The sequence below is a fragment of the Citrobacter amalonaticus genome (assembly GCF_002918555.1).
Taxonomy (GTDB): Bacteria; Pseudomonadota; Gammaproteobacteria; order Enterobacterales; family Enterobacteriaceae; genus Citrobacter_C; species Citrobacter_C amalonaticus_A.
Map to the genome: position 1 here is coordinate 764,247 of NZ_PQMB01000002.1, position 26,131 is coordinate 790,377.

Genomic DNA, 26,131 nt, shown 5'->3' on the forward strand with positions numbered 1-26,131 from the left:
TTAAATCATGGATCTATTAATGCCATGGATGGTGGCTATTTTTATCCTACTTGGATTGCTGTTTGGCAGCTTAGCCAACGTGATTATTTATCGTCTGCCGCTGATGCTTGGCGTGATGGATGAGGATGATTCAGAAGGGACGGCGGTTAATTTATGGTGGCCGCCGTCGCACTGCCCTGCCTGTAAATCAGATATTAAGCCCTGGGATAATATTCCGGTACTCAGCTGGCTGTTACTGAAGGGCAAATGCCGCCAGTGTGGCATTACGATCCCGGTTATTTATCCGGTTTCTGAACTGGCGATGGGGCTGGTATGGGGGGCGCTGGCCTGGTTTTGCCTGCCGCAATTGTCTCCTCAGCTCGCGCTGGCGTATGCCCTGTTGTTTATGGTGCTCTACAGCGCGGCGATTATCGATTTTAACCATCTGATTCTGCCGGACGCGCTGGTCTTCACCGTGCTCTGGAGCGGACTGCTGCTTGCCGCATCGGGCTACTCCATGGTGCGGTTGAAGGACGCGGTTTACGGCGTCGCCGTAGCCTGGCTGCTGCTGTGGGGCGTGATGAAGCTGTGGGAGACGTTCTGCAAACGCGACGGTCTGGGCTACGGCGACGTCAAGCTCTACGCCGCCTGCGGGGCATGGCTTGGATGGCAGCGCCTGCCGGAATTACTCTGCTTTTCGGCGCTGGCCGGGCTGCTGTTTTATGTCGGCGTGCGGTTCTTTTATACGCAAGAGGATGACAAACATCGCTTTTATATTCCGTTCGGTCCGGCTATCGCGCTGGTTGCGTTTTTACTGCTGCTCTGACGGGGGTCGATCGTGTCGTGTCTGATATGGAGCGTATGGCTGACAATGACGCCGCTGGCGACGACCAGCTGCGAGCAGGCCTGGCAGCAGGCATTCGTTCCGTCATTACTGGCGGAGGAGGCGTGGTCAGAAGAGAACCTGAGGATATCGCCCAGCACTGTGGCTGTGGCTGATGATAACGCGCCGGTACGCTTTATCTGGCCCGTGGCAAAGCGCCAGATCAGCTCAGGGTTTGGACAACGCCTGCACCCAGTGCTGGGACGCATGATGCAGCATAAAGGGATGGATATTCCTGTGCCGTTCGGCAGCAGCGTGCATGCAATTGCCGACGGCGAAGTGGTGGAGAGCGGCTACGATCGCGGTGCCGGGCATTTTATCACTCTCCGTCATGCGGACGGCTGGCTGAGCCGCTATTTTCATCTCGCCTCTGCGCGGGTACGAAAAGGCGAAAAGCTGACGGCGGGCAAGGAGATCGCCGCATCCGGCAGCAGCGGTTTAAGCACCGGTCCGCATCTGCATCTGGAAATCGCCTGGCGGGGCGTGGCGCTCGACCCACAGCCCTTGCTGAATAACACCCCGCTGCCGGCGCGCACCGGGCGTGCGTCCGCGGAAGAAAAATCCGACGCTCAGCCTCGGGTGATGCTGGTTTCTCAGGGACCGGGCGGGATCCGGATCACCGTCCGGTTTAACAACAAAACGCGCACCGTGGCACCTGGTAGTATGGTGTTTGGCGACTATCAGGTCGTTCTGTTGCGCAGTGGTAAATATCAGATTATTTCCGTCGCATAAAGAGGGAGTGACAAATGAAAAGGACTGTTTTATCGGCAGGGCTGATCTCGGCAATGCTGCTTTTTAGCACAAGTGCAATATCTTCGAATAATGCTCCCAATTCGGGAGAAGACGTCAGCGCAAATTTTGGTTTTCTGAAACGCACGTCGGCCTCGCTGGGACCGCATTATTTTACCGTTCGGGTATCGTCGGTCTTTGGTTTTAAGACCGGGGGAAGGATGTCATTCGACGTAGATGCCTATCAGACTTTTGGCGTGAATGTGTACTGGAAAACAAAAGGATACGATCAGGATAAAGGTCGTAATATTCTTACCTCTGCCTCCCCCAATTTGCCGCGTTGTTCATTTAGCCGCGAAATACAGTGTGATAGTAGTAAAGGAAAACTTGGAGATAGAGGGTCATCAGAGCACCTTGAAGGTTTGGTTTGGACTTATAATGGCGTCATGAACAGTTATAATATACATGGCAAGGTCCCCGATAAATGGAACAGGGTGACACGGTTCTTTGAGCATCGTTTTAGTGGCGCCCAGTGGAATAGTGGAGACAGCGGCAGTACTCTTCCTCCTGGTCCGAGACCAGTTGATGATCCTAATGTTCGACTTTCCTCGGTCTTTTTTACCCAGTCAGGCGATCTATGTAGTGCCGCGGGCAAATTTTGTGGTGGTCAGGATGGAAAGCAAACACCTCAAAGCATAACTATCTCAAGTAACGATCTGGAATATCTCGTCATTGAGGTCATCGGGTTCCAGCATGACATTGGAGGCCCCGTAAATGCTTCCACTCACGAATTTTGGACATTCCCTGTTATGGCCGTAAAATATGTCCCCAAAGGGAATGGGAAGAAAATGAAAATATTAAGAACGGACAAAAATGCCTCGTCGGGAATGGAGGTGTTTGTAAATAGTGGACATGCAGCTGGTTTTCCTTCATCGACCCCAAGCGATAATACAGGGGGGTATTGGGATGCAGGAGACTCCAATATTCATGGCGGTGGCGAGGAAGTCGATTTCGAAAAGATTGATATTCTTGATGTCACTCTTAAATATAATGGCGAACGCATTAACTGGTGGAGGCCTGAAAGTACAGGGATTGCTGTTGATTTCAGCAAAACGGATTTTAACTGTATTCCATGGGACGTCGCTACCTGTCGTTATCCGGGGCCGTGATAACAAATCGTTACCCATAAACTTTATAAATAAATTAGTTTCACCGCAAGGTTCACACGGATGTGAACCTCGCTTTTTATCTTTGGACAGGCTTTTCCTGCTCTGACTGGTGGCGTCCACCGCCATCAGCCTGGTGCCGTTACTCCGCGTTCACCACGACCCACATCGGTCCCTGACCCACCGCATAACGCCCCTTCTCTGCCAGCAGCCCCTGCTCGCCGGTAATCTCATACACCGCGATATGGTGCGATTTTTGCCCGGCCGCGATCAGGTACTTACCACTGTGATCGATATTAAAACCGCGCGGCTGAGTTTCTGTCGGCTGGAATCCCTCTTTACTCAGCACGCTGCCGTCTTCAGACACGCTGAAGACGGCGATCAGGCTGGCGGTGCGGTCACAGGCGTACAGATGGCGTCCATCCGGCGTGATGTGAATATCTGCAGCCCAACGGGTGTCGGAAAAATCTGCCGGCATCATATCCAGCGTCTGTACGCATTCAATTTTGCCGTACGGATCTTTCAGCGCCCAGACATCAACGGAACTGTTCAGCTCATTGACGCAATAGGCATATTGATGGTGTGGATGGAACGCCATATGGCGCGGACCTGCGCCTTCCACGGTGGTCACTTCGGCTGGCTCCTGCGCGACCAGCTTACCGTCATCGCTCAGGGTGAACAGACAGATGCGATCCTGCTTCAGCGCAGGCACCCACAGGGTACGGTTATCCGGTGAAATATTGGCGGAGTGACAGCCTTCCAGCCCTTCAACCACATCAACCACGCCAACCGGCAGGCCGTCTTCCAGGCGCGTCACGCTGACGTTGCCGGCGTTGTAGGAGCCGACAAAAACAAAACGTCCCTGACGATCGGTTGAGATATGCGTTGGGCTACCGGGCAGCGGAGACTGGGCAGCAAAGGTCAGCGCACCGTCATCCGGCGCAATGCGGTAAGCGAGCACGCGAAACTCCGGGCGCACACCCACATAGAGATAACGTTTATCCGGGCTGACCACCATCGGCTGAACCTGCCCAGGCACGTCAACCACCTGTACCAGCGTCAGCGCGCCGTCATGATTCAGGCTCCAGACGTGAATCTGCTGGCTTTCAGGACTGGCGGTATAAACAGTTTGCTTCATAAGTACACCTCGAAAATGATAATGTCGTTTTTTATCAAATACATAAATATTTAGTTTAAAAAACGGACAATGATTCGCCATAAAACACGACATCACGCTATAATCAAATCAATAATTTAGCACATCATTTCGAATGGCGTGACACGCCGTACTGACAAAATACTCGCCTGGCGGTACCCGGTAATCGTCATCCAGGGTTAACGTTCCTTCTCGTAGTGCCCGTAAATACTCCAGCGACGTACGCCTGTCTGTTCCAGACAATAGAGATCGAACTTTTTCTGCTCTACCAGATTATTTATCCTCTCGCCAATATCATCGTTATCGGCATAACCAATATACTCATCGTCGCGGCAGGAGTAAGTTTTCATAACCGGCGGCGTCAGCTCTGCGGACATCTTTTTCTCCGGCGCAACAAAAAGAAATGCCAAAAGAGTCATCAACCCGACAGCTCCCAGAACAATCAAACCAATAAACGTTTTTGCACCATCCGTGTAGCTGACAGGCATATGCTTCTCCGCGAAAAATCAATGGCATAAGCATGTCAGGGGAAAACGAGAATTTAAAATTGTTACTATCGATCGATTCTGATCAATTGATCGCTGAAAACGATCAATAAAAACGTCAGATATCATGTAATACATTGATATAACTGTATTTATCTTTAAATGCAGGTCGGTGAGATGAGTCGCGTTTAAGATTACAGACCGGCCAGGCCACTGAGACACTGTCTGGCAATTTCCGAAATGTTGCGTGACCTGCAGGCAGAGAAAAGAAAATGGCAGATATCAGAATCAACTGCGGGATCGTATCCCCCTCACCCGCAGTGGCTTAACGCGTTTAGTTTTCACTGTTTATGCATAAAGCAAACGGTGATTGCAGGTTATCTATTAGCCAGCCGTTACCTGACGGGTTTATCCTGAGCTGACGGACAGAGCCGTCCGGGACATAAAAGAAGCCGCGTCTGAAGTGATCATCACTGGCGGTGTCCCGGATATTTTTTACGTATCTCATATTTTTTACGTAAATTTCACCCGGCCTGTTCACTTCGTAATTGAAAATAATGGTTCGGGAAACGATTTGCACCTCACGTTCAGTATGCATATTTCCGGAAAGAATTGCCTGGCCATTGTGGTTTTTATCAAGACGAAAAATCATATCCAGAGTAGCAATAAAATTCGGGTCATGATGGCTGTAGCGCAAAATTGTGGCACAGTTAACCTGCATGCTGCTTTGCAGTAGACAGTGATGTAAATAAAACCAGGCTGACAGTACGAAGATAATGAGTAAAGTGGCAGCAGACCACAGCGCTTTTTTATTGACTGCTTTCATAACCGCTCCAGTAATTATTCAGACATGAGATGTATTTATTATTTTTTGCCGTACATCTGCTGATAAATGCCCGTCCCTTGTTACCATAAAGGTAGGACTCAGAAACCTGATACAGAAAAGATGTTCCTTTCAGACAGTCAATATTATTTGACTCAACCAGTTCAAGGAACATTTTCCTTTTTTGCTCAGAGAGCGAGACAGAGTTTTTCTGGATGGTGTAAACAGGACAGGTTTTGTAGTCAAAAAGAAAATAGGTCTGAATATCCTGTGGCTTCTCTGTTTTTGGGGTTGGAAGGTGAATACCGGCTATGATCAAAGTGACGCTGGCGGCGATAAGCATCAGCGCCAGAGTGATAAAAGTGGCTTTGTATTTTGCGCCTGCTGCCAGACGTTGCAGGGCTTTTCCGCTCTCCGTATTTATATAATCTGTACTGGGTTCTTGCCCCAGGCGTTTATCGGTTAATCCCCTGACATCCACTTCGCTGCTGAACATAAACCCAATCCGGGGCACGGTGGTAACACACTCTTCCTTAATTCCGGAGCTGACTAAGTGTTTTCTGATTTCAGAAATGTATTTATTCAGAGTGTGGTTTGACGAACGCAGACCGTGTGAATCCCAGACATTATTCAACAGCTCATCCCGGGTCACAACCTGCCCCCGTCTTTCCAGCAGATATGCCAGTAGTCTGTTCATTGTTATGGTCAGGATAATAACAGAATCTTCATCTCTGACCGGCCACATTGCACCGTCATCTGAACGGTACTTTACCTGTGAACTGATTAAATACTCCATCATGATTCTCCACAGAACCTCGCTGAAAGGTGCCAAAAACCCTCGTACACCGTTCAATTATCCTTAAATTGACCTGCTAAGGAGCATATCACAGCCCACCTGAAAGCTTTTTCAGGTGGATTAACTGCTTGTAAAAGATATTAATCCAAGAATTTAATTCTGTTAAATGACTTATTCTCAATACATGTTGTTGTTTGATTCTGGAGGAGGGTAGGATTTTTCTCATATTTTAAACAAGTCTGTCGCGGGTGCCACCGGGCCGCTTCCGGCCTTCACGGTTCTGCATAACCTGCAGGATATTTCACCCGCCAGACAAATATGGAGCTGAATCGATGCCAGGTATCACAATACTCAGGAAAACAGAACGACGGGTCGCGGGTCTGCTCCAGTCGATAAGGAAATCGATATTAGCGTGTGAACTGGCCGGGGCTGAGTTTGTGCCTTTCATTCAACCTGTTTATCAGTCCAGCAGTCTGGTGGGATGTGAGGTTCTTATGCGAGTAAAAAAGAATGGCATCCTTCACTCCCCTGAAAAATACCTGTCGGCTATTGAATCCGGCGATATTGTTAATGACGTCACCTGTAGCCTGCTGGAAAAAGTGAAGGCTCATTTCGCCCCCTGTGCGCAGTCGCTTCCTGAGGGTTTTTACTTTTCCTTCAATATCTGTGCTTATCAGCTGAATTCGCCCCGCACGATCAAGGCGGTTAAGAATTTTAGTGCGCACTTTGGTCAGCGTATTACGGTGGTGCTGGAGATTGTTGAGCGTGGCACAACAGAATTTGACGATTTTGCACAGGAAGTCATGCAGGGTCTTATTAGGTCAGGTGTACGCTTTTCAATCGACGATTTTGGCAGCGGCAGTTCAGGATTGAAATATATCGAGCACTCCGGATTTTCCACGATAAAAATAGACAAATGTCTGACCGTGGCCAGTAACGGCTCACTGGTCTATTCCTCCGTGATTGATGCCATTATGACGTTATCCGAAAAACTGGATATCCAGATTATTGCTGAAGGCGTTGAAAGCGATGAACAGCTACGCCTGTTAAAAAATAAAGGGGTGAATACATTTCAGGGATACCTTTTCTCCCGTCCTGTCAGCATGGAGGTTTTTTCGGAAAAATTTCTCTGATTACTGCACGACATTGATAACACCCCCTCAGCCCCCCTATGTGAGTCAGGAAGCAGGCGACAGATTTTTAACATTGATATTATTATGAGGTTAATATTATGAAATTAAGAAAGAAACACCTGACGGTAATTGCTTCAACCGCGCGATTATCAGATATATCACAACATATTCTGGCTTCAAAAAATGCCGGGAATATTGCGCCAGGCCAAACCGTTAATGACATCATCATTGATAACCATCACATCCCATCACAATCCGGCTGGGGAACGGTTTATTTTAGCGAAATAAACTCAGACCTTCAGTTTATTAAAGACGACACCCGGAATATCAATGCAGGAGGTACAGCGGCTGTCACCCCCCTTCATGGCGCCAAACTTTACGGTGAGGCGAATGACCATCAGGGAAGCCATATCGGGACGCAGGTTCAGAGCGTAGCGGGTTTTCGTATCAGCTTCTGAACCTGATAAGCACAGAGGAGCCTGCGGCCCCTCTCTTGACGTCCGACGGAATACGGGTGGTAATGTTTATGTCGAATCTGATTTTGACGAAAGATGTTTATTTATTTAAAGCGCTGTCCATGATGCTTAATTATGTTCCTGCTGACAGAACGGTTTGTCTTATTGATATTGAATCTTTCACCAGCCTGGGGGCGATATACAGACGCCTTCAAAGAAAGAGGCTAACTGAAAATCATCGTCTGATTTTTATTGGCGGTAAGGATGTCAGCTCCAGGGTCCTTGAGCCACTGGTGACCATTTACAGAAAATCCAGTTTCATTAATTTTCGCTGGCAATTGACGAGCGGGCAGACATATTCACCGGAGTATGCGCTGGCCCACATCGCAAAATGCATAAATCTGCATATGCTGACCCTACGAGAGAGAAAAGCCCTGTATGCGTTGAGAGATACTGATGATATCAGGACAGCAGCAAACATGATCTCCCTGTCACCAAAAACCATTTATTCCTATTCCCGTAAAATCGGGGAGAAGCTGAATCTGGATTCGATGCTCCATGTCAGACAATTTATCTCTTCTGAGCTGGAGCTGGACACCGCCGACCTTTTCGAATGAATGCCGAATGATAGCGGAACGGCCCCTTTAATCTTTTGCCATTAAGATGTTTTTCAAAAGGAGTTTTTGCTTCATAAAAACTCCTTTATTGATGCCCACTGGCTGCAAGAGCCGAAGAGCGCTTAAAACCATACTTTTAACGGCGAATGCGGATTTAACGCTCAGAATTTTGTCCTCTCTCCGTCCCGGTGTACCATTCAGACAGACGAAATTCTCAACCTTACTCTGGAAATCTCTATGACCGCACGCGTGATTGCCCTAGATTTAGACGGTACCTTACTGACGCCCAAAAAAACCTTGCTCCCCTCTTCTCTTGAAGCCCTGTCCCGCGCCCGGAAAGCCGGTTACCAGCTGATTATCGTCACGGGTCGCCATCACGTTGCGATTCATCCTTTTTATCAGGCGCTGGCGCTGGATACACCCGCCATTTGCTGTAACGGAACCTATTTATATGATTATCATGCAAAAAGCGTTCTGGAGGCAGACCCGATGCCGGTCAGTCAGGCCCTGCAACTGATCGACCTGCTGGAAGAACACCAGATTCATGGACTCATGTACGTCGATGACGCCATGCTCTATGAGCGTCCGACAGGCCACGTGCTGCGCACTTCAAACTGGGCGCAAACGCTGCCACCTGAGCAACGTCCCACCTTTACTCAGGTGCCTTCACTGGCGCAAGCTGCGCGCGACGTCAACGCCGTATGGAAATTTGCCCTGACGGATGAAAATATTGCCAAACTCCGGCAGTTCGGCAAACATGTTGAACAACAATTGGGCCTGGAATGCGAATGGTCCTGGCACGATCAGGTGGATATCGCCCGCCAGGGGAACAGCAAGGGAAAACGCCTCACCCAATGGATTGAAGCGCAGGGAGGATCGATGGAGAACGTGATCGCGTTTGGCGACAACTTTAACGATATCAGCATGCTCGAAGCCGCAGGTACCGGCGTGGCAATGGGCAATGCTGACGATGCGGTTAAAGCCCGCGCCAATATTGTGATTGGCGACAACACCACCGACAGCATTGCGAAGTTCATCTATTCCCACCTGCTTTAATCAGGCGGTAATCGACACGCTCTTGATTTGCGCATACAGCCACAGGCCAGGCTTGATCCCCAGTTCATCCCTGGCCCAGGGGCTGATTCGCGCCCACAGCGTCCTTCCCCCCACCTCAAGCTGCACTTCCACCTGCCCGTTATCTTCGTAGCAGCTCGCCACCTTCGCGTGCAGTACGTTACGGATGCTGGTCTGCTGCGGCGGTTGCAGGATCAGCGAGACATCTGAGGCCTGAATACGAATGCGTAGCGTACTTTGCAGCGGCTTTTCGAGCTTATTGACCCACAGATGCTGATCGCCTAACGCCAGCGCGGTCATTGCATAATGCGGATGGTGCTCCAGCACGCTGACCTTCAGGACGCTGCTCTGCTGCTCTTTGGGCAACCACGGATGCATCACGCTGCTGCTCCAGACCTCGTCCAGCGGACCAAATGCCTTCACCCGCCCATCTTCAAGCACCATCACGTTATCCGCCAGATGCAAAATCTCATCCAGGGAGTGGCTCACGTAAAGCATCGGGATATTGATTTCCCGCGCCAGACGTTGCAAATAGGGCAGCAGTTCGCGCTTACGCGGGATATCCAGCGACGCCAGCGGTTCGTCCAGCAGCAGCAGTTCCGGCGCAGTCAGCAACGCGCGACCAATGGCCACGCGCTGTTTTTCTCCACCGGAAAGGCCGCCAGGCAGGCGGTCAAGCAGCGGTTCAATTCCCAGCAGCGCAACCAGCTTGTCGAACTGTCCGGTCATGCTTTTCGCCATGCCGTAACGCAGGTTGCCGCGGACCTTATAATGGGGAAACAGACGCGCATCCTGAAAGACGTAGCCCACGCGGCGCTTTTCCGGCGTCAGGCAGATACCGCTTTCGGCATCGTTCAATACCCGCCCGTTAAGCACAATGCGCCCTTTTTGCGGACGCGTCAGGCCGCTGATGGCATTAATCAGCGAGGTTTTCCCGGCTCCGGAAACACCAAAAATCGCGGTGATCCCGCTGGCGGGCAGCGTTTCGTTGAGCGTCAGGCAGTGGGTGCCGAGCGTTTGAGAAAAGTGAAGTTCCAGCATGATTATCGTCCCGCCCGCTCACGGCTGATGCGCGCCAGCCATTCTGAAATCAACAACGAGATCAGCGCCAGCACAATAGAAATCAGACACAGTCTCGCAGCTGCGTTTTCACCGCCGGGTGTCTGGATCAGGGTGTACATCGCGGAGGGAATCGTGCGCGTCTCACCTGGAATATTCGAAACAAAAGTAATCGTTGCACCAAACTCGCCGAGCGAGCGGGCGAATGCCAGTACCGTCCCGACAATGATCCCTGGAAGGGTCAGCGGTAAGGTGATGGTGAAGAAGACGCGCCAGCGCCCGGCCCCCAGCGTGCGGGCAGCCTGCTCAAGCTTAACATCCACGCCTTCCAGCGCCAGCCGAATAGCACGCACCATCAGCGGAAAAGACATCACCGCCGCGGCCAGCACCGCGCCGCGCCAGCTAAACGCAAAGGTGATGCCGAACCAGTCGTACAGCCACTGGCCGATATACCCGCGCCGCCCCATCGAAATCAACAGCAGATAACCCACGACCACCGGCGGAAGCACCAGTGGCAAATGCAGGACGCTGTCAAGTAAGGCTTTGCCCGGAAACTTGCATCGCACAAGCAGCCAGGCAAAAAAGATCCCAAACGGCAGGCTAAACAGCACGGCCAGGGAGGAGACTTTCAGGCTGAGTAAAACCGCCTGCCATTCTGGATCGGTCAGTATCATTACTTAGTCGTAAATCCGTAACGTTTAAAGATTTCAGCAGCCTGCGGTCCTTTCAGGTAATCATAGAACGCGCTGACCGTTGCATTTTTGTGTCCATCAACAATCGCTACCGGGTATTCCACTTTTTTATGCGAATCTTCCGGGAAAGTTGCGACGACTTTAACACCTTTGCTGGCAACGGCGTCAGAACCGTATACGATGCCCAGCGGCGCTTCGTTGCGCTCCACCAGCGCAAGTGCGCCGCGCACGTCTTCAGCAGGCGCCATCTTGGGTGCCAGGGTATCCCATGCTCCCAGTTTTTGCAGCGCTTCTTTGGCATAAATACCGGCCGGAACATGCTCCGGATCGCCAACCGCCAGACGACCACCGTTCAACAGGCTGGTCCAGTCCGTTTTGCTGTCAATAGTAAAATCTTTTTGCTCGCTCGCTGTTGGCGCCACAACAACGAGACTGTTACCGAGCAGCGTCTGACGCGAGTCGGTATCAATTGATTTCTTTTCTACCGCGTAGTCCATCCATTTCTGGTCAGCCGAAATAAACAGATCCGCAGGCGCACCCGCTTCAATCTGGCGCGCCAGAGTAGAAGAAGAGGCAAAAGAAGAGACCACATCAACGTTCTTCTCTTTTTTGTACCCGGCAGCAATATCCTGCATCGCATTAGTCAGCGAAGCCGCTGCGAACACCGTGATTTTTCCTTCATCCGCAAGAGCCTGTCCGGCAACGGAAAGAGATAATGTTGCCCCTGCAAACAAACGTAACCATGAACGTGCCATCTTTCACTCCTTTAAGTATCGTTATGTAGGCGCAAATATAACGAAAAACTAAGGTTATTCCCAGAGGTTATTGATACCCAGGAGAGGTGACGCCAGTAAAATATCGGCAGAGATCGCGGGATCTTAAGGCGTTATAGTAATAACACCCTAAATAATTCGAATTGCAGGACAAAACGCGTAGTCGTTTTGAACAGCGCTTGCGCTGGCTCCGAAGGGGCGAGGCCCTGGGGGAATCAGGTGACGGGATGAGCAGGTGCAGCCAACAAAAATGCGACTTAAAAGAAAACGCCCGGCTGAGCGGGCGTTCGGGAAATCAATGATTCTGTCTGGACTGGTCTTTCTGGCCAACGCCGGAAAAAATGTTAAACACTTCACCGAGACCATAAATCAGCCCCAGGATGATTGCCATCACCACGGGTACCATGATTACGGCGAATACCAGACTTTTCAATAACTCTAACATGGTCAACTCCAGATGTAGTCCTTGTTATATTCTAACGACATAATTGAGAAAAACACTCCCCTTTTGTGCGGTCGGCTTTGCGTATCAGCGGTTTTCCGTCACAATAGTCTTTTTGCCAGGACTTTGTTATGCAGGCCGAAATCCTCCTTACTCTGAAACTTCAGCAAAAACTGTTTGCCGACCCACGACGCATCTCTCTGCTTAAGCATATTGCGCTTTCCGGCTCCATTAGTCAGGGTGCGAAGGATGCCGGTATCAGCTACAAAAGCGCCTGGGATGCAATAAATGAAATGAACCAGCTCAGCGAACAGACGCTGGTGGAACGGGCGACAGGCGGTAAAGGCGGCGGCGGCGCGGTACTGACTCGCTACGGTCAGCGCCTGATTCAGCTTTACGACCTGCTGGCGCAAATTCAGCAAAAAGCCTTCGACGTCCTCAGCGATGACGACGCGCTGCCGCTCAATAGCCTGCTGGCGGCGATCTCCCGTTTCTCATTGCAAACCAGTGCCCGCAATCAGTGGTTCGGTACCATTACCGCCCGTGACCACGATCAGGTGCAGCAGCATGTCGACGTTCTCCTGGCCGATGGCGAAACGCGTCTGAAGGTGGCGATTACCGCACAGAGCGGCGAGCGCCTCGGCCTGGATGAAGGTAAAGAGGTGCTGATTCTGCTGAAAGCGCCGTGGGTAGGGATCACGCAGGACGACGCGGTTGCCCAGGCTGCCGACAATCAATTGCGCGGCACCATCAGCCATGTTGAACGCGGCGCTGAACAGTGTGAGGTGCTGGTCACGCTGCCGGACGGCCAGACGCTGTGTGCGACGTTGCCGGTGGAGCAGGCGCATACCTTATCCGAAGGGGCCAGGGTCACAGCATATTTTAATGCGGACAGAGTGATCATCGCGACGTTGTGCTAAGCGCATTGACATCTGTTCGTTCAACACGTATCCCTGTCATTCATCGCTGCAAAAAATGGGATACAAAATGTCATCGTTGCAAATTTCGCAAGGCACGTTTCGTCTGAGCGACACAAAAACGCTTCAGCTTGATACCCTGGTATTGAACGCGGGGGATAGCTGGGCGTTTGTGGGCTCCAATGGAAGCGGGAAGTCGGCGCTGGCCCGCGCGCTGGCGGGAGAGTTACCGTTATTGAAGGGCGAACGCCGGTGTCAGTTTACGCGCATCACCCGACTCTCATTTGAACAGTTGCAAAAACTGGTCAGCGACGAATGGCAGCGCAATAATACGGATATGCTCAGTCCTGGCGAAGACGATACCGGACGCACTACCGCAGAAATCATCCAGGATGAGATCAACAACCCGGCCCGTTGCACCGAGCTGGCACAGCAGTTCGGTATCACTCACCTGCTTGAGCGACGTTTCAAATATCTTTCCACCGGCGAGACGCGAAAAACCCTTCTCTGCCAGGCGCTGATGGCCGAACCGGATTTGCTTATCCTTGATGAGCCTTTCGACGGGCTGGATGTCACCTCCCGCCAGCAGCTGGCGGAGCTGCTGGCGACGCTACACCAGAAAGGTTATACGCTCGTACTGGTGTTAAACCGCTTCGATGAGATCCCGAATTTCGTCCAGTTCGCTGGCGTGCTTGCGGACTGCACATTGACAGAATCCGGCACAAAAGCCGATTTACTGCAACAGGCGCTGATTGCCCAACTTGCCCACAGTGAACGACTTGACGGCGTGCGCCTCCCGGAACCGGATGAACCCTCTGCCCGCCATGCGTTGTCAGACATCGCACCGCGTATCGTCCTCAACGACGGCGTCGTTTCTTATAACGAAAACCCCATTCTTAATCATCTGAGCTGGCAGGTGAATCCCGGTGAACACTGGCAGATTGTCGGTCCTAACGGCGCAGGAAAATCCACGCTGCTGAGTCTGGTAACCGGCGATCACCCGCAGGGCTATAGCAACGATCTGACGCTGTTTGGTCGTCGTCGCGGCAGTGGCGAAACCATCTGGGATATCAAAAAACACATTGGCTATGTCAGCAGCAGTCTGCATCTCGACTATCGCGTCAGTACCACGGTGCGCAATGTGATTCTTTCCGGTTACTTTGACTCCATCGGCATCTATCAGGCCGTTTCTGACCGACAACAGAAACTGGCGCAGCAGTGGCTGGATATTCTGGGGATGGATAAACGCACCGCCGACGCGCCGTTTCACAGTCTCTCCTGGGGACAGCAGCGGCTGGCGCTCATTGTTCGCGCACTGGTGAAACACCCCACTCTGCTCATTCTTGATGAGCCGTTACAAGGACTGGATCCGCTGAACCGTCAGCTTATCCGCCGCTTCGTCGATGTCCTGATTAGCGAAGGTGAAACCCAGTTGTTGTTTGTTTCCCATCATGCGGAAGATGCGCCAGCGTGTATTACCCACCGGCTGGAATTTGTGCCAGAAGGAGAGCGTTATCTCTATCAGCAAACGCAGGTGCAGTAATGTGTATTCGTGGGCGCCTGATGCGCCCTTTTTTCAGATAACAGGCGCGAACATTCGCAAATCCTGTGATTTATAATGAATAAACTGGCGGTCAAATCTGAAAAACCCGCTGTGTAAACGATTCCACTAATTTATTCTATGTCACACTTTTCGCATCTTTGTTATGCTATGGTTATTCCATACCATAGGCTTAACGGAGCGAATTATGAGAGTACTGGTAACAGGTGGTAGCGGTTACATTGGAAGCCATACCTGCGTGCAGTTACTGAAAAACGGTCACGATGTCGTCATCCTCGATAACCTCTGTAACAGTAAGCGCAGCGTACTGCCGGTCATTGAACGTCTGGGCGGCAAGCATCCGACGTTTGTGGAAGGCGACATCCGTAATGAAGCGCTGATCACCGAAGTTCTGCACGACCACGCGATTGATACCGTGATCCATTTCGCCGGTCTGAAAGCGGTCGGTGAATCGGTCGCCAAACCGCTGGAGTACTATGACAATAACGTCAACGGTACACTGCGTCTTATCAGCGCCATGCGCGCCGCTAACGTCAAAAATTTCATCTTCAGCTCCTCCGCCACCGTTTATGGCGACCAGCCGAAAATTCCTTACGTTGAGAGCTTCCCCACCGGTACGCCGCAAAGCCCGTACGGCAAAAGCAAGCTGATGGTGGAACAGATCCTCACCGATCTGCAAAAAGCCCAGCCGGAATGGAGCATCGCCCTGCTGCGCTACTTCAACCCGGTCGGGGCGCATCCGTCAGGTGATATGGGGGAAGATCCGCAGGGAATCCCGAACAACCTGATGCCGTACATTGCTCAGGTTGCCGTAGGCCGCCGCGATTCACTCGCCATCTTCGGCAACGACTACCCCACCGAAGACGGTACCGGCGTGCGCGATTACATTCACGTGATGGACCTGGCCGACGGACACGTCGCTGCTATGGAAAAACTGGCGGATAAACAAGGTGTACACATTTATAACCTTGGCGCTGGCGTCGGTAGCAGCGTGCTGGACGTCGTCAATGCCTTCAGCAAAGCCTGTGGCAAACCGGTTAACTACCATTTCGCGCCGCGCCGTGAGGGTGACCTCCCGGCTTACTGGGCAGATGCCAGCAAAGCCGACCGCGAGCTGAACTGGCGCGTCACCCGCACGCTTGACGAAATGGCGCAGGACACCTGGCACTGGCAGTCACGCCATCCACAGGGATATCCAGATTAAGGACTTGCCATGACACAGTTTAACCCCGTCGATCATCCACATCGCCGCTTTAACCCGCTCACCGGACAGTGGATTCTGGTTTCGCCGCATCGCGCTAAGCGCCCCTGGCAGGGGGCGCAGGAGACGCCGTCAAAGCAGGTATTGTCTGCTCACGATCCGGACTGCTTCCTGTGCGCCGGGAATACGCGCGTCACGGGCGATACAAACCCGGATTACAAAGGCACTTTCGTGTTCACCAATGACTTCGCGGCGCTGATGTCCGACACCCCGGACGCGCCGGACAGTCACGATCCATTGATACGCTGCCAGAGTGCACGCGGGACCAGCCGCGTGATTTGCTTCTCGCCCGATCACAGCAAAACGCTGCCAGAATTAAGCGTTTGCGCCCTGACGGAAATTGTCAAAACCTGGCAGGAGCAAACCGCAGATCTGGGCAAAACCTACCCCTGGGTGCAGGTTTTTGAGAATAAAGGCGCGGCAATGGGCTGCTCGAACCCGCATCCACACGGGCAGATTTGGGCGAACAGCTTTTTGCCCAATGAAGCCGAGCGCGAAGATCGCCTGCAAAAAACCTATTACGACGAACAGGGTTCCCCGATGCTGGTGGATTACGTTCAGCGCGAGCTGGCGGACGGTAGCCGCACGGTGGTCGAAACCGCGCACTGGCTGGCGGTGGTGCCTTACTGGGCGGCGTGGCCGTTCGAAACGCTGCTGCTACCTAAGGCGCACGTGCTACGCATTACCGATTTGACCGACGGACAGCGCAGCGATTTAGCGCTGGCATTGAAAAAACTGACCAGTCGTTATGACAACCTCTTCCAGTGCTCATTCCCCTACTCGATGGGCTGGCACGGCGCACCGTTTAACGGCGAGGAGAACGCACACTGGCAGTTACACGCGCACTTTTATCCGCCGTTGCTGCGTTCTGCCAGCGTCCGCAAATTTATGGTCGGCTATGAAATGCTGGCAGAAACCCAACGCGATCTGACGGCAGAACAGGCTGCAGAACGCCTGCGCGCGGTCAGCGACATCCATTTTCGCGAATCCGGAGTTTAAAAATGAGTCTGAAAGAAAAAACACAATCTCTGTTTGCTGAAACATTCGGCTACCCTGCCACTCATACTATCCAGGCGCCAGGCCGCGTTAATCTGATTGGCGAACACACCGATTACAACGACGGATTTGTCCTGCCCTGCGCTATCGACTATCAAACGGTGATTAGCTGTGCTGCACGTGCAGATCGAATCGTTCGCGTTATTGCCGCCGACTATGACAACCAGATCGACGAATTCTCCCTTGATGCGCCGATCGTAACGCACGACAGCCAGCAGTGGTCAAACTACGTGCGCGGCGTGGTGAAGCATCTGCAAAAACGCAACGACGCCTTTGGCGGTGCGGATCTGGTGATTAGCGGTAACGTACCGCAGGGCGCGGGCTTAAGCTCCTCTGCGTCGCTGGAAGTGGCGGTCGGCACCGTGTTCCAACAGCTTTACCACCTGCCGCTGGACGGCGCGCAGATCGCACTCAACGGTCAGGAAGCGGAAAACCAGTTCGTGGGCTGTAACTGCGGCATCATGGATCAGCTGATTTCCGCACTGGGCAAAAAAGACCACGCCCTGCTGATCGACTGTCGGACGCTGGGTACCAAAGCCGTATCAATGCCGGAAGGCGTGGCCGTAGTGATCATCAACAGTAACTTTAAGCGTACGCTGGTCGGGAGCGAATACAACACGCGCCGCGAACAGTGCGAAACCGGCGCCCGCTTCTTCCAGCAGCCTGCGCTGCGCGACGTCAGCCTTGATGCTTTTAACGCTGTGGCCAGCGAACTGGATCCGGTGGTTGCCAAACGCGTCCGTCACGTGTTAACTGAAAACGCACGTACCGTTGAAGCAGCAAGCGCGCTGGAAAAAGGCGATCTGCAACGCATTGGTGAACTGATGGCGGAATCTCACGCATCAATGCGCGACGATTTCGAAATTACCGTGCCGCAGATTGATACGCTGGTTGAGATTGTCAAAGCGACAATTGGCGATACAGGTGGCGTACGCATGACCGGTGGCGGATTTGGCGGCTGTATTGTCGCGCTGATCCCGGAAGATCGGGTTCCCGCTGTCCAGCAGGCCGTTGCCGAACAGTACGAAGCGAAAACCGGTATTAAAGAAACATTCTATGTTTGCAAACCATCACAAGGAGCAGGTCAGTGCTGAATGAAACACCCGCACTGGCACCCGATGGTCAGCCATACCGCCTGTTAACCCTGCGCAACAGCGCAGGGATGGTGGTGACGCTGATGGACTGGGGTGCTACGTTGCTATCCGCCCGAATTCCACTTTCCGACGGCAGCGTGCGTGAAGCGCTGCTGGGCTGTGCCAGCCCGGAACATTATCAGAAGCAGGCTGCGTTTCTGGGCGCATCGATTGGTCGTTACGCCAACCGCATCGCCGACAGCCGTTATCACTTTAACGGTGAAACCATCACGCTCGTTCCCAGCCAGGGTAAAAACCAGTTGCACGGCGGGCCGGACGGCTTTGATAAACGCCGCTGGCAAATCGTCAACCAGAACGAGCGGCAGGTGCTGTTTGCGTTAACCTCTGACGACGGCGACCAGGGTTTTCCTGGCAACCTGTGCGCCACCGCGCAATATCGTCTGACCGATGATAACCGCATCTCCATCACCTATCGCGCGACGGTTGATAAACCGTGCCCGGTTAACCTGACCAATCACGTCTACTTCAATCTCGACGGCGAGCAGTCCGATGTACGCAACCACAAGCTGCAAATCTTTGCCGATGAGTATCTGCCGGTTGATGAAGACGGTATCCCGCGTGAGGATTTGAAAAGCGTTGGCGGAACCTCATTCGATTTTCGTAGTGCGAAAGTTATCGCCAGCGAATTCCTCGCCGATGACGATCAGCGCAAGGTAAAAGGCTACGATCACGCCTTTTTGCTCCAGGCAAAAGGCGATGCTAAAAAACCGGTGGCGAAAGTGTGGTCACAGGATGAGAAGCTCCAGATGGAGGTTTACACCTCTGCACCGGCGCTACAGTTCTATTCCGGTAACTATCTGGGCGGCACCTCCTCCCGTGGACCCGACGCTTACGCCGACTGGCAAGGCCTGGCGCTGGAGAGCGAATTCCTGCCTGACAGCCCGAACCATCCCCACTGGCCGCAGCCAGACTGCTTCCTGCGCCCTGGCGAAGAGTACGCCAGCGTGACGGAATATCGGTTTATTCCGGCCTGATCGTTTAGCGTAATAGGCCCGATAGCACTTGCTTATCGGGCCTTCTGCGCGTCGGGATGCTCAAATCCCCACCACTCACAGACAAAATCGCAACTCTGAGTTCACAAGAACCTTACACTGACGCACTATTTTCGCTATGGTTATGCGTAAGCATTGCTGCTGACGCGTCACGGCAATATAATGAGAATTATTATCATTCGATAAAGCTTGAGGAGTAAGTGTATGTCTGTAACTAAGCTGGTTCTGGTGCGCCACGGCGAAAGCCAGTGGAACAACGAAAACCGTTTCACCGGTTGGTACGATGTGGATCTGTCTGAGAAAGGCGTGGGCGAAGCGAAAGCGGCAGGTAAACTCCTGAAAGCGGAAGGTTATAGCTTTGATTTTGCTTACACTTCTGTGCTGAAACGTGCCATCCATACCCTGTGGAACGTACTGGACGAGCTGGATCAGGCCTGGCTGCCGGTTGAGAAATCCTGGAAGCTGAACGAACGTCACTATGGTGCGTTGCAGGGGCTGAACAAAGCAGAAACTGCGGAAAAATACGGTGACGAGCAGGTGAAACAGTGGCGTCGCGGCTTTGCTGTCACCCCGCCAGAGCTGACCAAAGATGACGAACGCTATCCGGGCCACGATCCGCGTTACGCCAGTCTGACCGAAAAAGAGCTGCCGCTGACTGAAAGTCTGGCGCTGACCATCGATCGCGTGATCCCTTACTGGAACGAAACCATTCTGCCGCGCATGAAGAGCGGTGAGCGCGTAATTATCGCCGCTCACGGCAACTCGCTGCGCGCGCTGGTGAAATACCTGGATAACATGGGCGAAGACGAGATTCTGGAACTGAACATCCCGACCGGCGTTCCGCTGGTGTATGAGTTCGACGAAAACTTCAAACCAGTTAAGCATTACTATCTGGGGAATGCCGACGAGATCGCCGCGAAAGCCGCAGCCGTCGCCAACCAGGGTAAAGCGAAGTAATTTTCGCGGTAAGTTAAAGAAAAAGCGTGGATTCCTCCACGCTTTTTTTTATTTCGGCCCTACCAGAAAAATGTAGGCCGGATAAGGCATCGTCCCATCCGGCAGTCTGCACCGGAATGCCTGATGGCACTACGCTTCTCAGGCCTACGGGACTTGGTTAACCGCGACGCGCTTTTACCGCATCCGCCAGTTGACGCAACACCGTATCGGTATCTTCCCAGCCAATGCAGGCGTCGGTGATGCTCTTACCGTAGGTCAGCGGCTCACCGCTATCCGGATTCTGATTACCTTCCACCAAATGGCTTTCGATCATCACGCCAATAATTGCTTTTTCGCCACCGGCGACTTGTCCGCAAACATCTTTCGCAACATCCATCTGCTTTTTGAACTGCTTGCTGGAGTTGGCATGGCTGAAGTCGATCATCACTTGCTCAGAGAGTCCTGCTTTAACCAGACCTTCTTTCACTTCCGCAACGTGTTTCGCGCTGTAGTTCGGCTCTTTACCGCCGCGCAGGATAATGTGGCAGTCACCGTTGCCGCTGGTATTCACAATCGCGGAGTGGCCCCATTTGGTGACCGACAGGAAACAGTGCGGTGCGCCTGCGGCGTTGATGGCGTCAATCGCCACTTTGATCGTGCCGTCGGTCCCGTTTTTAAAGCCTACCGGGCAGGAAAGGCCGGACGCCAGCTCACGGTGTACCTGGGATTCCGTGGTGCGCGCGCCAATTGCGCCCCAGCTCATCAGATCGGCCAGGTATTGTGGTGTAATCATATCCAGGAACTCACCCGCCGTCGGCAGACCACTGTCGTTGATATCTAACAGAAGCTTGCGCGCTATGCGCAGACCATCGTTAATCTGGAAGCTGTTATCCATGTGCGGATCGTTAATCAGTCCTTTCCAGCCCACGGTTGTGCGCGGTTTTTCAAAATAGACGCGCATGACAATTTCCAGCTCGTCCTTTAACTCTTCACGCAGCGCCAGCAGACGGGAAGCATACTCTTTTGCAGCAACCGGATCGTGAATGGAGCATGGGCCAATCACCACCAGCAGGCGATCGTCATTGCCTTTCAGGATCTTGTGGATTGCTTTGCGGGCGTGGGAAACGGTGTTTGCCGCATTCTCTGTTGCGGGGAATTTTTCCAGCAATGCGACAGGGGGTAATAACTCGTTAATCTCTTTAATGCGTAAATCGTCGTTCTGATAATTCATGATTATTCCAGTGTTGCCATACTTATCTAAATGAATGCAATCCCTTCAATCTATCTCTTCAGTCTGAAAGTGTAAACGGGGTTTTACACTTCGAACGGATTAATCCTGGAATTACACAAAAAAACGCCATAATGTAGCGAAAAAAGAGATCTGACCTACAATTTTTAACTGTAACTGCTCAATTTGTTATTTTTTCCAGGATTCCCTGCTGGCTTTATGGGCCAGGATGAAATCTTTAACCATTGCCCGGCAACTCAAACTGGCAAATGCACTGTTGGAAGACGTTATCCGACATCTCGACCATGACAGGAGCATCATTATGAAAATGACGAAATTAGCCTCACTTTTTCTGACCGCCACACTCAGCCTTGCCAGCGGCGCCGCGCTGGCCGCCGAATCAGGCACTCAGTCCAACAATGGCCAGGCAAACGCTGCGGCAGATGCAGGTCAGGTTGCGCCGGATGCAAAAGAAAACGTTGCACCTAACAATGTCGACAATAATAAAATCAATTCCGGGGGCAAAATGTTGCATCCTGATGGCTCAACCATGAACCATGATGGAATGACCAAAGATGAAGTACACAAAAACTCCATGTGCAAAGATGGTCGTTGTCCCGACGTAAACAAGAAAGTCGAGACCGGAAATGGCATCAACAATGATGTGGATACCAAAACCGACGGCACCACCCAGTAACGCAGAAACATCGCTAATAACGGGAGAGCAATAGCTCTCCTTTTTAATTTTATCATCCCAAAAACGGTATGATGTCATACAGTTAAAAAAGAGAATAACAAAGGGATGATAATATGGCGCACTCGCACACTCATACTTCCTCTCATCTGCCTGAAGATAAAAATGCGCGTCGGTTACTGTTCGCGTTCTGCGTGACAGCCGGGTTTATGCTGGTCGAAGTCGTGGGCGGGATACTTTCCGGCTCACTGGCGCTGCTGGCTGATGCCGGTCACATGCTCACCGATGCCGCGGCCCTGCTGTTTGCTCTGCTGGCCGTTCAGTTTGCCAGGCGTCCGCCAACCCTTCGCCATACCTTCGGCTGGCTGAGACTCACCACCCTGGCCGCCTTTGTGAATGCTATTGCGCTGGTCGTGATCACTATTTTAATCGTCTGGGAAGCGGTTCAGCGTTTCTATACCCCACGACCGGTGGCTGGTGGCATGATGATGACCATCGCGGTCGCAGGTTTGCTCGCCAATGTACTCGCATTCTGGATCCTGCATCGAGGAAGTGAAGAGAAAAACCTCAACGTCCGCGCCGCCGCCCTCCACGTCATGGGGGATTTATTGGGTTCGGTCGGGGCTATCCTTGCTGCTCTGATTATTATCTGGACCGGATGGACGCCAGCGGACCCAATTCTGTCGATTCTGGTTTCCGTGCTGGTTCTGCGCAGCGCCTGGCGACTGCTGAAAGATAGCGTGAATGAATTACTCGAAGGTGCCCCCGTTGCGCTGAATATTGCTGCCCTGAAGCGTCATCTCAGCCAGGAGATCCCGGAAGTGCGCAATGTGCATCATGTACACGTCTGGATGGTGGGAGAGAAACCGGTGATGACTCTGCATGTGCAGGTTATTCCACCTCACGATCATGATGCGCTGCTTGATCGTATCCAGCATTTCCTGATCCAGAAGTATCAGATTGAGCACGCCACGATCCAGATGGAATATCAACCTTGCAACGGACCGGAGTGTCACCTGAACAAAGGCTCCTCCGGCCATACACATCATCACCACTAATGAGAAAGCGCGCGTGAGCCACGTTCACGCGCGCTGTTGATCCACATCCGGGTGCCATTCAGGGCAATAAACGTCAGGATCAGATATTCCAGCGACATCGCATAAACGCCCTGCAGTGCAAAGATCGCCACGCTTATGACGTTGATCACCACCCACAGCAGCCAGTTCTCCACATATTTGCGCGTCATCAGGATCATCGCCACAATCGACAGCACCATCATGCAGGAATCCCAGAACGGGAAAGCATCCGGTTGCAATTCTGGCATGGCGACCTGCAATCCCAGCGCCTGCATAATATTTACGGCAATGCGCGTGAGGAAGGCAAATACCGGGTCGATAAACGCTGTCATCAGCCCAATCGCCACCACGCAAGCGCCCAACCAGCCCAACGCTTTTGGCAAAGGCAGCCAGCGAATTTTAAGCTCAACCTCATGCTGGCTGGTCTGTCGGGACCAGGCGTACCAGCCGTAAATATTGGCCGCAAAAAAGAAGACCTGTAGCAGCAGGCTGGCATAGAGCTGAATTTGAAAGAAAATAATGCCAAACAGCGTAACGTTGATTAGCCCGAAAAAGTAGTTAGCGATCTTCTCCATACTGGCGAGGCCGATACATAACAAACCGGCAATCGTGCCAACGGCTTCAATCCATGACAGATCGTAACCGCCCGCCCCAACCGGAATATGTACCAGGATGTTCTGCGTGCTAAAAAAGTCCATCTTTCCCCCAGAGCGTTTGGTTATTTACGCTGTAGTGTAGCCGCAAATTCCAGCATGCGATTAAGCGGCAGCAATGCCCCTTCTCGCAGCACGTCGTCAACATGGATTTCATGGGCCTCTCCACCCTGCTCCAGCCCTTCAGCAATCGCTTTGAGACCGTTCATTGCCATCCACGGACAATGCGCACAGGTGCGACATGTCGCCCCCTCACCGGCAGTTGGCGCTTCCAGCAATTCTTTATCTGGCACAGCCTGCTGCATTTTGTAGAAGATACCCCGGTCAGTCGCCACAATAAGTTGCTTATGCGCCAGGGTTTTCGCCGCATGGATAAGCTGGCTTGTGGAGCCGACGGCGTCCGCCATATCGACAATTGACTGTGGCGACTCCGGATGCACAAGTATAGCGGCATCTGGATAGAGTCGTTTCATGCGGCTCAGCGCCTGGGTTTTGAATTCATCGTGAACAATACAGGCCCCCTGCCAGCACAGCACATCGGCCCCGGTCTGTTTTTGTACGTAATTCCCCAGATGACGATCCGGTGCCCAGATGATTTTTTCACCTGAACTATCCAGATGCTCAATGAGTTCTACGGCAATACTGGAAGTCACCACCCAGTCGGCGCGCGCTTTAACCGCAGCGGACGTATTAGCATAGACCACAACAGTGCGATCCGGATGGGCATCGCAGAAAGCGCTGAACGCCTCAGCCGGACATCCCAAATCCAGCGAACACTCCGCCTGAAGGGTCGGCATGAGGATCGTTTTTTCCGGGCTGAGAATTTTGGCAGTCTCCCCCATAAAGCGCACGCCCGCCACCAGCAGCGTGGACGCGGGATGCCTGGCACCAAAGCGAGCCATCTCCAGGGAGTCAGAAATGCAGCCGCCTGTTTCTTCCGCCAGTTGCTGAATTTCCGGATCGGTGTAGTAATGTGCCACCATCACCGCATCCCGCTCCTTCAGCAGGCGCTTAATCTTTTCGCGATAAAATTGCTTTTCATCGACACTCAGCGGCGTTGGCTTGGGTGGAAATGGATAAATTGCAGTTTCTGGGTCAAACATCACGCTCATCATGCTTTCTCGTTTTACTGGCTTAACGAAACAACCGATATAAAGCGCGATATACGCCACAATCGGCCATAAATGTTTTATATGCTAAACAAGATAGCCGATCGTCTGATAAAAGTCACACCAATTGCATTTAGCAACGTCGGATGGCGGCGGATGTCTGATCCAGACCGGACGGGATTACAGGTTCGAATCTTATAAATCGCAGATAGCAAAAAGGCGCCTTTAGGGTGCCTTTTTACACTGGTGGGTCGTGCAGGATGACTCGCTTCGCTCGCCCTTCGGGCCGTCGCCGTAAACGGCTCCGTTGTCTCACTACGTTCGACCCGACCTGCTGCAGGTTCGAATCTTATAAATCGCAGATAGCAAAAAGGCACCTTTAGGGTGCCTTTTTACACTGGTGGGTCGTGCAGGATGACTCGCTTCGCTCGCCCTTCGGGCCGTCGCCGTAAACGGCTCCGTTGTCTCACTACGTTCGACTCGACCTGCTGCAGGTTCGAATCTTATAAATCGCAGATAGCAAAAAGGCGCCTTTAGGGCGCCTTTTTACACTGGTGGGTCGTGCAGGATTCGAACCTGCGACCAATTGATTAAAAGTCAACTGCTCTACCAACTGAGCTAACGACCCCTTGCGGGATTTTACGACTTAAATCATTCAGGATGGTGGGTCGTGCAGGATTCGAACCTGCGACCAATTGATTAAAAGTCAACTGCTCTACCAACTGAGCTAACGACCCGTTCGGGTGCAGCCTGAAAGATTTTTACTCGAAACCACGGTAACGTGATAAATCGTGCAGAATATTCTCTTAACGCCCGCCCTGCGGCACCGTTGCGGAAGCTTCTTCACTCTTAACATCTGAGTCTGATGTTAAATTGGTGGGTCGTGCAGGATTCGAACCTGCGACCAATTGATTAAAAGTCAACTGCTCTACCAACTGAGCTAACGACCCGAGTGGTGGGTGATGACGGGATCGAACCGCCGACCCCCTCCTTGTAAGGGAGGTGCTCTCCCAGCTGAGCTAATCACCCGATACTACGCTGGATACTGCTTCTTGACTAAGTTAGTGGTGGGTCGTGCAGGATTCGAACCTGCGACCAATTGATTAAAAGTCAACTGCTCTACCAACTGAGCTAACGACCCACTTTTGCGCTGCTTTTGGTTTGTGTGATATCCCTTGGCAACGGCGGCATATATTACTGATTTAAGAATTCAGCGCAACAAAAATTTCGAT

At 52.3% G+C, this 26,131-nt stretch carries 27 protein-coding genes, 5 tRNA genes and 1 other RNA gene; 16 read left to right on the forward strand and 17 right to left on the reverse strand.

Going from position 1 to position 26,131, the window contains the following annotated elements:
* Positions 1-7 precede the first annotated feature (7 nt).
* From C3432_RS09140 to C3432_RS09150, 3 genes are read left to right on the forward strand one after another with little or no spacing between them, the layout of a single operon-like run.
* The gene (locus tag C3432_RS09140; RefSeq protein WP_103776303.1) at positions 8-805 is read left to right on the forward strand and encodes a prepilin peptidase; all 798 of its coding nucleotides are present in this window, start codon (positions 8-10) and stop codon (positions 803-805) included.
* Positions 806-817: 12 nt separating this feature from the next.
* Entirely contained in the window at positions 818-1,594 is a 777-nt protein-coding gene (locus C3432_RS09145; RefSeq protein WP_258041595.1) for a M23 family metallopeptidase, read from the forward strand.
* Between the two features lie 14 nt (positions 1,595-1,608).
* Positions 1,609-2,760 carry a hypothetical protein gene (locus tag C3432_RS09150; protein WP_103776305.1) on the forward strand — a complete coding sequence of 384 codons (1,152 nt, stop codon included), beginning with the start codon at positions 1,609-1,611 and terminating at the stop codon, positions 2,758-2,760.
* Positions 2,761-2,899: 139 nt separating this feature from the next.
* On the opposite strand, the gene pgl is transcribed toward C3432_RS09150, so the two are convergent.
* The 4 genes from pgl to C3432_RS09170 form a co-directional block, all read right to left on the reverse strand.
* Positions 2,900-3,895: a 6-phosphogluconolactonase gene (gene pgl / locus C3432_RS09155; RefSeq protein ID WP_103776306.1), complete on the reverse strand. Its 996-nt coding sequence runs from the start codon at positions 3,893-3,895 to the stop codon at positions 2,900-2,902.
* A 197-nt stretch (positions 3,896-4,092) separates the two neighbouring features.
* A complete protein-coding gene (locus tag C3432_RS09160) occupies positions 4,093-4,401 on the reverse strand; it encodes a hypothetical protein (protein ID WP_103776307.1) in 309 nt (102 codons plus the stop codon).
* 331 nt (positions 4,402-4,732) lie between these two features.
* The gene (locus C3432_RS09165) at positions 4,733-5,224 is read right to left on the reverse strand and encodes a hypothetical protein (protein WP_103776308.1); all 492 of its coding nucleotides are present in this window, start codon (positions 5,222-5,224) and stop codon (positions 4,733-4,735) included.
* Entirely contained in the window at positions 5,208-6,020 is an 813-nt protein-coding gene (locus C3432_RS09170) for a winged helix-turn-helix domain-containing protein (protein ID WP_258041596.1), read from the reverse strand. Before C3432_RS09170 ends, C3432_RS09165 begins: the two co-directional genes overlap by 17 nt.
* Before the next feature lie 329 nt (positions 6,021-6,349).
* Here C3432_RS09170 and C3432_RS09175 point away from each other — a divergent pair, with 329 nt between their 5' ends.
* The 4 genes from C3432_RS09175 to C3432_RS09190 all read left to right on the forward strand — a co-directional run bounded on the left by C3432_RS09175 (position 6,350) and on the right by C3432_RS09190 (position 9,278).
* Positions 6,350-7,150: an EAL domain-containing protein gene (locus C3432_RS09175; RefSeq protein ID WP_103776310.1), complete on the forward strand. Its 801-nt coding sequence runs from the start codon at positions 6,350-6,352 to the stop codon at positions 7,148-7,150.
* A gap of 98 nt (positions 7,151-7,248) precedes the next feature.
* The gene (locus C3432_RS09180; protein ID WP_103776311.1) at positions 7,249-7,608 is read left to right on the forward strand and encodes a hypothetical protein; all 360 of its coding nucleotides are present in this window, start codon (positions 7,249-7,251) and stop codon (positions 7,606-7,608) included.
* Between the two features lie 68 nt (positions 7,609-7,676).
* A complete protein-coding gene (locus C3432_RS09185) occupies positions 7,677-8,222 on the forward strand; it encodes a hypothetical protein (RefSeq protein ID WP_146050864.1) in 546 nt (181 codons plus the stop codon).
* 237 nt (positions 8,223-8,459) lie between these two features.
* The gene (locus C3432_RS09190; RefSeq protein ID WP_103776313.1) at positions 8,460-9,278 is read left to right on the forward strand and encodes a pyridoxal phosphatase; all 819 of its coding nucleotides are present in this window, start codon (positions 8,460-8,462) and stop codon (positions 9,276-9,278) included.
* Here C3432_RS09190 and modC read toward each other — a convergent pair whose 3' ends face one another.
* The 4 genes from modC to C3432_RS09210 form a co-directional block, all read right to left on the reverse strand.
* The gene (modC, locus tag C3432_RS09195; protein WP_103776314.1) at positions 9,279-10,337 is read right to left on the reverse strand and encodes a molybdenum ABC transporter ATP-binding protein ModC; all 1,059 of its coding nucleotides are present in this window, start codon (positions 10,335-10,337) and stop codon (positions 9,279-9,281) included. It lies immediately after the preceding gene.
* A 2-nt stretch (positions 10,338-10,339) separates the two neighbouring features.
* A complete protein-coding gene (gene modB / locus C3432_RS09200; RefSeq protein ID WP_103776315.1) occupies positions 10,340-11,029 on the reverse strand; it encodes a molybdate ABC transporter permease subunit in 690 nt (229 codons plus the stop codon).
* Positions 11,029-11,802 (reverse strand): molybdate ABC transporter substrate-binding protein, encoded by a 774-nt coding sequence (gene modA, locus C3432_RS09205; RefSeq protein WP_103776316.1) that lies wholly within the window; start codon positions 11,800-11,802, stop codon positions 11,029-11,031. The genes modB and modA overlap by 1 nt, the downstream gene beginning before the upstream one ends.
* A 313-nt stretch (positions 11,803-12,115) precedes the next feature.
* Entirely contained in the window at positions 12,116-12,265 is a 150-nt protein-coding gene (locus tag C3432_RS09210) for an AcrZ family multidrug efflux pump-associated protein (protein ID WP_103776317.1), read from the reverse strand.
* 128 nt (positions 12,266-12,393) lie between these two features.
* Here C3432_RS09210 and modE point away from each other — a divergent pair, with 128 nt between their 5' ends.
* From modE to gpmA, 7 genes are all read left to right on the forward strand, one after another.
* A complete protein-coding gene (gene modE / locus C3432_RS09215) occupies positions 12,394-13,182 on the forward strand; it encodes a molybdenum-dependent transcriptional regulator (RefSeq protein WP_103776318.1) in 789 nt (262 codons plus the stop codon).
* 67 nt (positions 13,183-13,249) lie between these two features.
* Positions 13,250-14,722: a molybdate ABC transporter ATP-binding protein ModF gene (gene modF / locus C3432_RS09220; protein ID WP_103776319.1), complete on the forward strand. Its 1,473-nt coding sequence runs from the start codon at positions 13,250-13,252 to the stop codon at positions 14,720-14,722.
* 205 nt (positions 14,723-14,927) lie between these two features.
* The gene (galE, locus tag C3432_RS09225) at positions 14,928-15,944 is read left to right on the forward strand and encodes a UDP-glucose 4-epimerase GalE (RefSeq protein ID WP_103776320.1); all 1,017 of its coding nucleotides are present in this window, start codon (positions 14,928-14,930) and stop codon (positions 15,942-15,944) included.
* 9 nt (positions 15,945-15,953) lie between these two features.
* Entirely contained in the window at positions 15,954-17,000 is a 1,047-nt protein-coding gene (gene galT, locus C3432_RS09230; RefSeq protein ID WP_103776321.1) for a galactose-1-phosphate uridylyltransferase, read from the forward strand.
* Between the two features lie 2 nt (positions 17,001-17,002).
* Positions 17,003-18,151, forward strand: a complete 1,149-nt coding sequence (gene galK / locus C3432_RS09235) for a galactokinase (RefSeq protein WP_103776322.1) — start codon at positions 17,003-17,005, stop codon at positions 18,149-18,151.
* Positions 18,145-19,185 (forward strand): galactose-1-epimerase, encoded by a 1,041-nt coding sequence (galM, locus tag C3432_RS09240; RefSeq protein ID WP_103776323.1) that lies wholly within the window; start codon positions 18,145-18,147, stop codon positions 19,183-19,185. The genes galK and galM overlap by 7 nt, the downstream gene beginning before the upstream one ends.
* Before the next feature lie 222 nt (positions 19,186-19,407).
* The gene (gpmA, locus tag C3432_RS09245) at positions 19,408-20,160 is read left to right on the forward strand and encodes a 2,3-diphosphoglycerate-dependent phosphoglycerate mutase (RefSeq protein ID WP_103776324.1); all 753 of its coding nucleotides are present in this window, start codon (positions 19,408-19,410) and stop codon (positions 20,158-20,160) included.
* A gap of 157 nt (positions 20,161-20,317) precedes the next feature.
* Here gpmA and aroG read toward each other — a convergent pair whose 3' ends face one another.
* Positions 20,318-21,370, reverse strand: a complete 1,053-nt coding sequence (gene aroG / locus C3432_RS09250; RefSeq protein ID WP_103776325.1) for a 3-deoxy-7-phosphoheptulonate synthase AroG — start codon at positions 21,368-21,370, stop codon at positions 20,318-20,320.
* 319 nt (positions 21,371-21,689) lie between these two features.
* Between aroG and C3432_RS09255 the strand changes: the two genes are divergently transcribed.
* Together C3432_RS09255 and zitB are read left to right on the forward strand one after the other, a co-directional pair.
* Positions 21,690-22,064 (forward strand): YbgS-like family protein, encoded by a 375-nt coding sequence (locus tag C3432_RS09255; protein ID WP_103776949.1) that lies wholly within the window; start codon positions 21,690-21,692, stop codon positions 22,062-22,064.
* Between the two features lie 113 nt (positions 22,065-22,177).
* Complete coding sequence (zitB, locus tag C3432_RS09260; RefSeq protein WP_103776326.1) at positions 22,178-23,119, forward strand: CDF family zinc transporter ZitB; 942 nt, start codon at positions 22,178-22,180, stop codon at positions 23,117-23,119.
* Here zitB and pnuC read toward each other — a convergent pair.
* The 8 genes from pnuC to C3432_RS09305 all read right to left on the reverse strand — a co-directional run bounded on the left by pnuC (position 23,116) and on the right by C3432_RS09305 (position 26,040).
* Positions 23,116-23,835, reverse strand: coding sequence for a nicotinamide riboside transporter PnuC (gene pnuC / locus C3432_RS09265; RefSeq protein ID WP_103776327.1), 720 nt, complete (start codon positions 23,833-23,835; stop codon positions 23,116-23,118). The two genes, zitB and pnuC, sit on opposite strands and share 4 nt — an antisense overlap.
* Positions 23,836-23,855: 20 nt before the next feature.
* Complete coding sequence (gene nadA / locus C3432_RS09270; protein WP_103776328.1) at positions 23,856-24,902, reverse strand: quinolinate synthase NadA; 1,047 nt, start codon at positions 24,900-24,902, stop codon at positions 23,856-23,858.
* A gap of 395 nt (positions 24,903-25,297) precedes the next feature.
* Positions 25,298-25,422: non-coding RNA, RtT sRNA (locus C3432_RS09280), on the reverse strand.
* Between the two features lie 29 nt (positions 25,423-25,451).
* Positions 25,452-25,527, reverse strand: a tRNA-Lys gene (locus tag C3432_RS09285).
* A 33-nt stretch (positions 25,528-25,560) separates the two neighbouring features.
* Positions 25,561-25,636 (reverse strand) — tRNA-Lys (locus C3432_RS09290).
* Positions 25,637-25,773: 137 nt separating this feature from the next.
* Positions 25,774-25,849, reverse strand: a tRNA-Lys gene (locus C3432_RS09295).
* 3 nt (positions 25,850-25,852) lie between these two features.
* Positions 25,853-25,928: transfer RNA gene (locus C3432_RS09300), tRNA-Val, on the reverse strand.
* Positions 25,929-25,964: 36 nt separating this feature from the next.
* A tRNA-Lys gene (locus tag C3432_RS09305) sits at positions 25,965-26,040 on the reverse strand.
* Positions 26,041-26,131: the final 91 nt, after the last annotated feature.

Bases quoted from the DNA above. Each gene is read 5' to 3' on its own strand.
- zitB (WP_103776326.1), top strand. From the start codon at position 22,178: ATGGCGCACTCGCACACTCATACTTCCTCTCATCTGCCTGAAGATAAA.
- C3432_RS09140 (WP_103776303.1), top strand. From the start codon at position 8: ATGGATCTATTAATGCCATGGATGGTGGCTATTTTTATCCTACTTGGA.
- modE (WP_103776318.1), top strand. From the start codon at position 12,394: ATGCAGGCCGAAATCCTCCTTACTCTGAAACTTCAGCAAAAACTGTTT.
- modF (WP_103776319.1), top strand. From the start codon at position 13,250: ATGTCATCGTTGCAAATTTCGCAAGGCACGTTTCGTCTGAGCGACACA.
- C3432_RS09190 (WP_103776313.1), top strand. From the start codon at position 8,460: ATGACCGCACGCGTGATTGCCCTAGATTTAGACGGTACCTTACTGACG.
- C3432_RS09210 (WP_103776317.1), bottom strand. From the start codon at position 12,265: ATGTTAGAGTTATTGAAAAGTCTGGTATTCGCCGTAATCATGGTACCC.
- modA (WP_103776316.1), bottom strand. From the start codon at position 11,802: ATGGCACGTTCATGGTTACGTTTGTTTGCAGGGGCAACATTATCTCTT.
- galE (WP_103776320.1), top strand. From the start codon at position 14,928: ATGAGAGTACTGGTAACAGGTGGTAGCGGTTACATTGGAAGCCATACC.
- C3432_RS09170 (WP_258041596.1), bottom strand. From the start codon at position 6,020: ATGATGGAGTATTTAATCAGTTCACAGGTAAAGTACCGTTCAGATGAC.
- pnuC (WP_103776327.1), bottom strand. From the start codon at position 23,835: ATGGACTTTTTTAGCACGCAGAACATCCTGGTACATATTCCGGTTGGG.
- pgl (WP_103776306.1), bottom strand. From the start codon at position 3,895: ATGAAGCAAACTGTTTATACCGCCAGTCCTGAAAGCCAGCAGATTCAC.
- modB (WP_103776315.1), bottom strand. From the start codon at position 11,029: ATGATACTGACCGATCCAGAATGGCAGGCGGTTTTACTCAGCCTGAAA.
- C3432_RS09255 (WP_103776949.1), top strand. From the start codon at position 21,690: ATGAAAATGACGAAATTAGCCTCACTTTTTCTGACCGCCACACTCAGC.
- C3432_RS09160 (WP_103776307.1), bottom strand. From the start codon at position 4,401: ATGCCTGTCAGCTACACGGATGGTGCAAAAACGTTTATTGGTTTGATT.
- gpmA (WP_103776324.1), top strand. From the start codon at position 19,408: ATGTCTGTAACTAAGCTGGTTCTGGTGCGCCACGGCGAAAGCCAGTGG.
- galT (WP_103776321.1), top strand. From the start codon at position 15,954: ATGACACAGTTTAACCCCGTCGATCATCCACATCGCCGCTTTAACCCG.
- C3432_RS09150 (WP_103776305.1), top strand. From the start codon at position 1,609: ATGAAAAGGACTGTTTTATCGGCAGGGCTGATCTCGGCAATGCTGCTT.
- nadA (WP_103776328.1), bottom strand. From the start codon at position 24,902: ATGAGCGTGATGTTTGACCCAGAAACTGCAATTTATCCATTTCCACCC.
- aroG (WP_103776325.1), bottom strand. From the start codon at position 21,370: ATGAATTATCAGAACGACGATTTACGCATTAAAGAGATTAACGAGTTA.
- C3432_RS09175 (WP_103776310.1), top strand. From the start codon at position 6,350: ATGCCAGGTATCACAATACTCAGGAAAACAGAACGACGGGTCGCGGGT.
- C3432_RS09180 (WP_103776311.1), top strand. From the start codon at position 7,249: ATGAAATTAAGAAAGAAACACCTGACGGTAATTGCTTCAACCGCGCGA.
- galK (WP_103776322.1), top strand. From the start codon at position 17,003: ATGAGTCTGAAAGAAAAAACACAATCTCTGTTTGCTGAAACATTCGGC.
- modC (WP_103776314.1), bottom strand. From the start codon at position 10,337: ATGCTGGAACTTCACTTTTCTCAAACGCTCGGCACCCACTGCCTGACG.
- C3432_RS09165 (WP_103776308.1), bottom strand. From the start codon at position 5,224: ATGAAAGCAGTCAATAAAAAAGCGCTGTGGTCTGCTGCCACTTTACTC.
- C3432_RS09185 (WP_146050864.1), top strand. From the start codon at position 7,677: ATGTCGAATCTGATTTTGACGAAAGATGTTTATTTATTTAAAGCGCTG.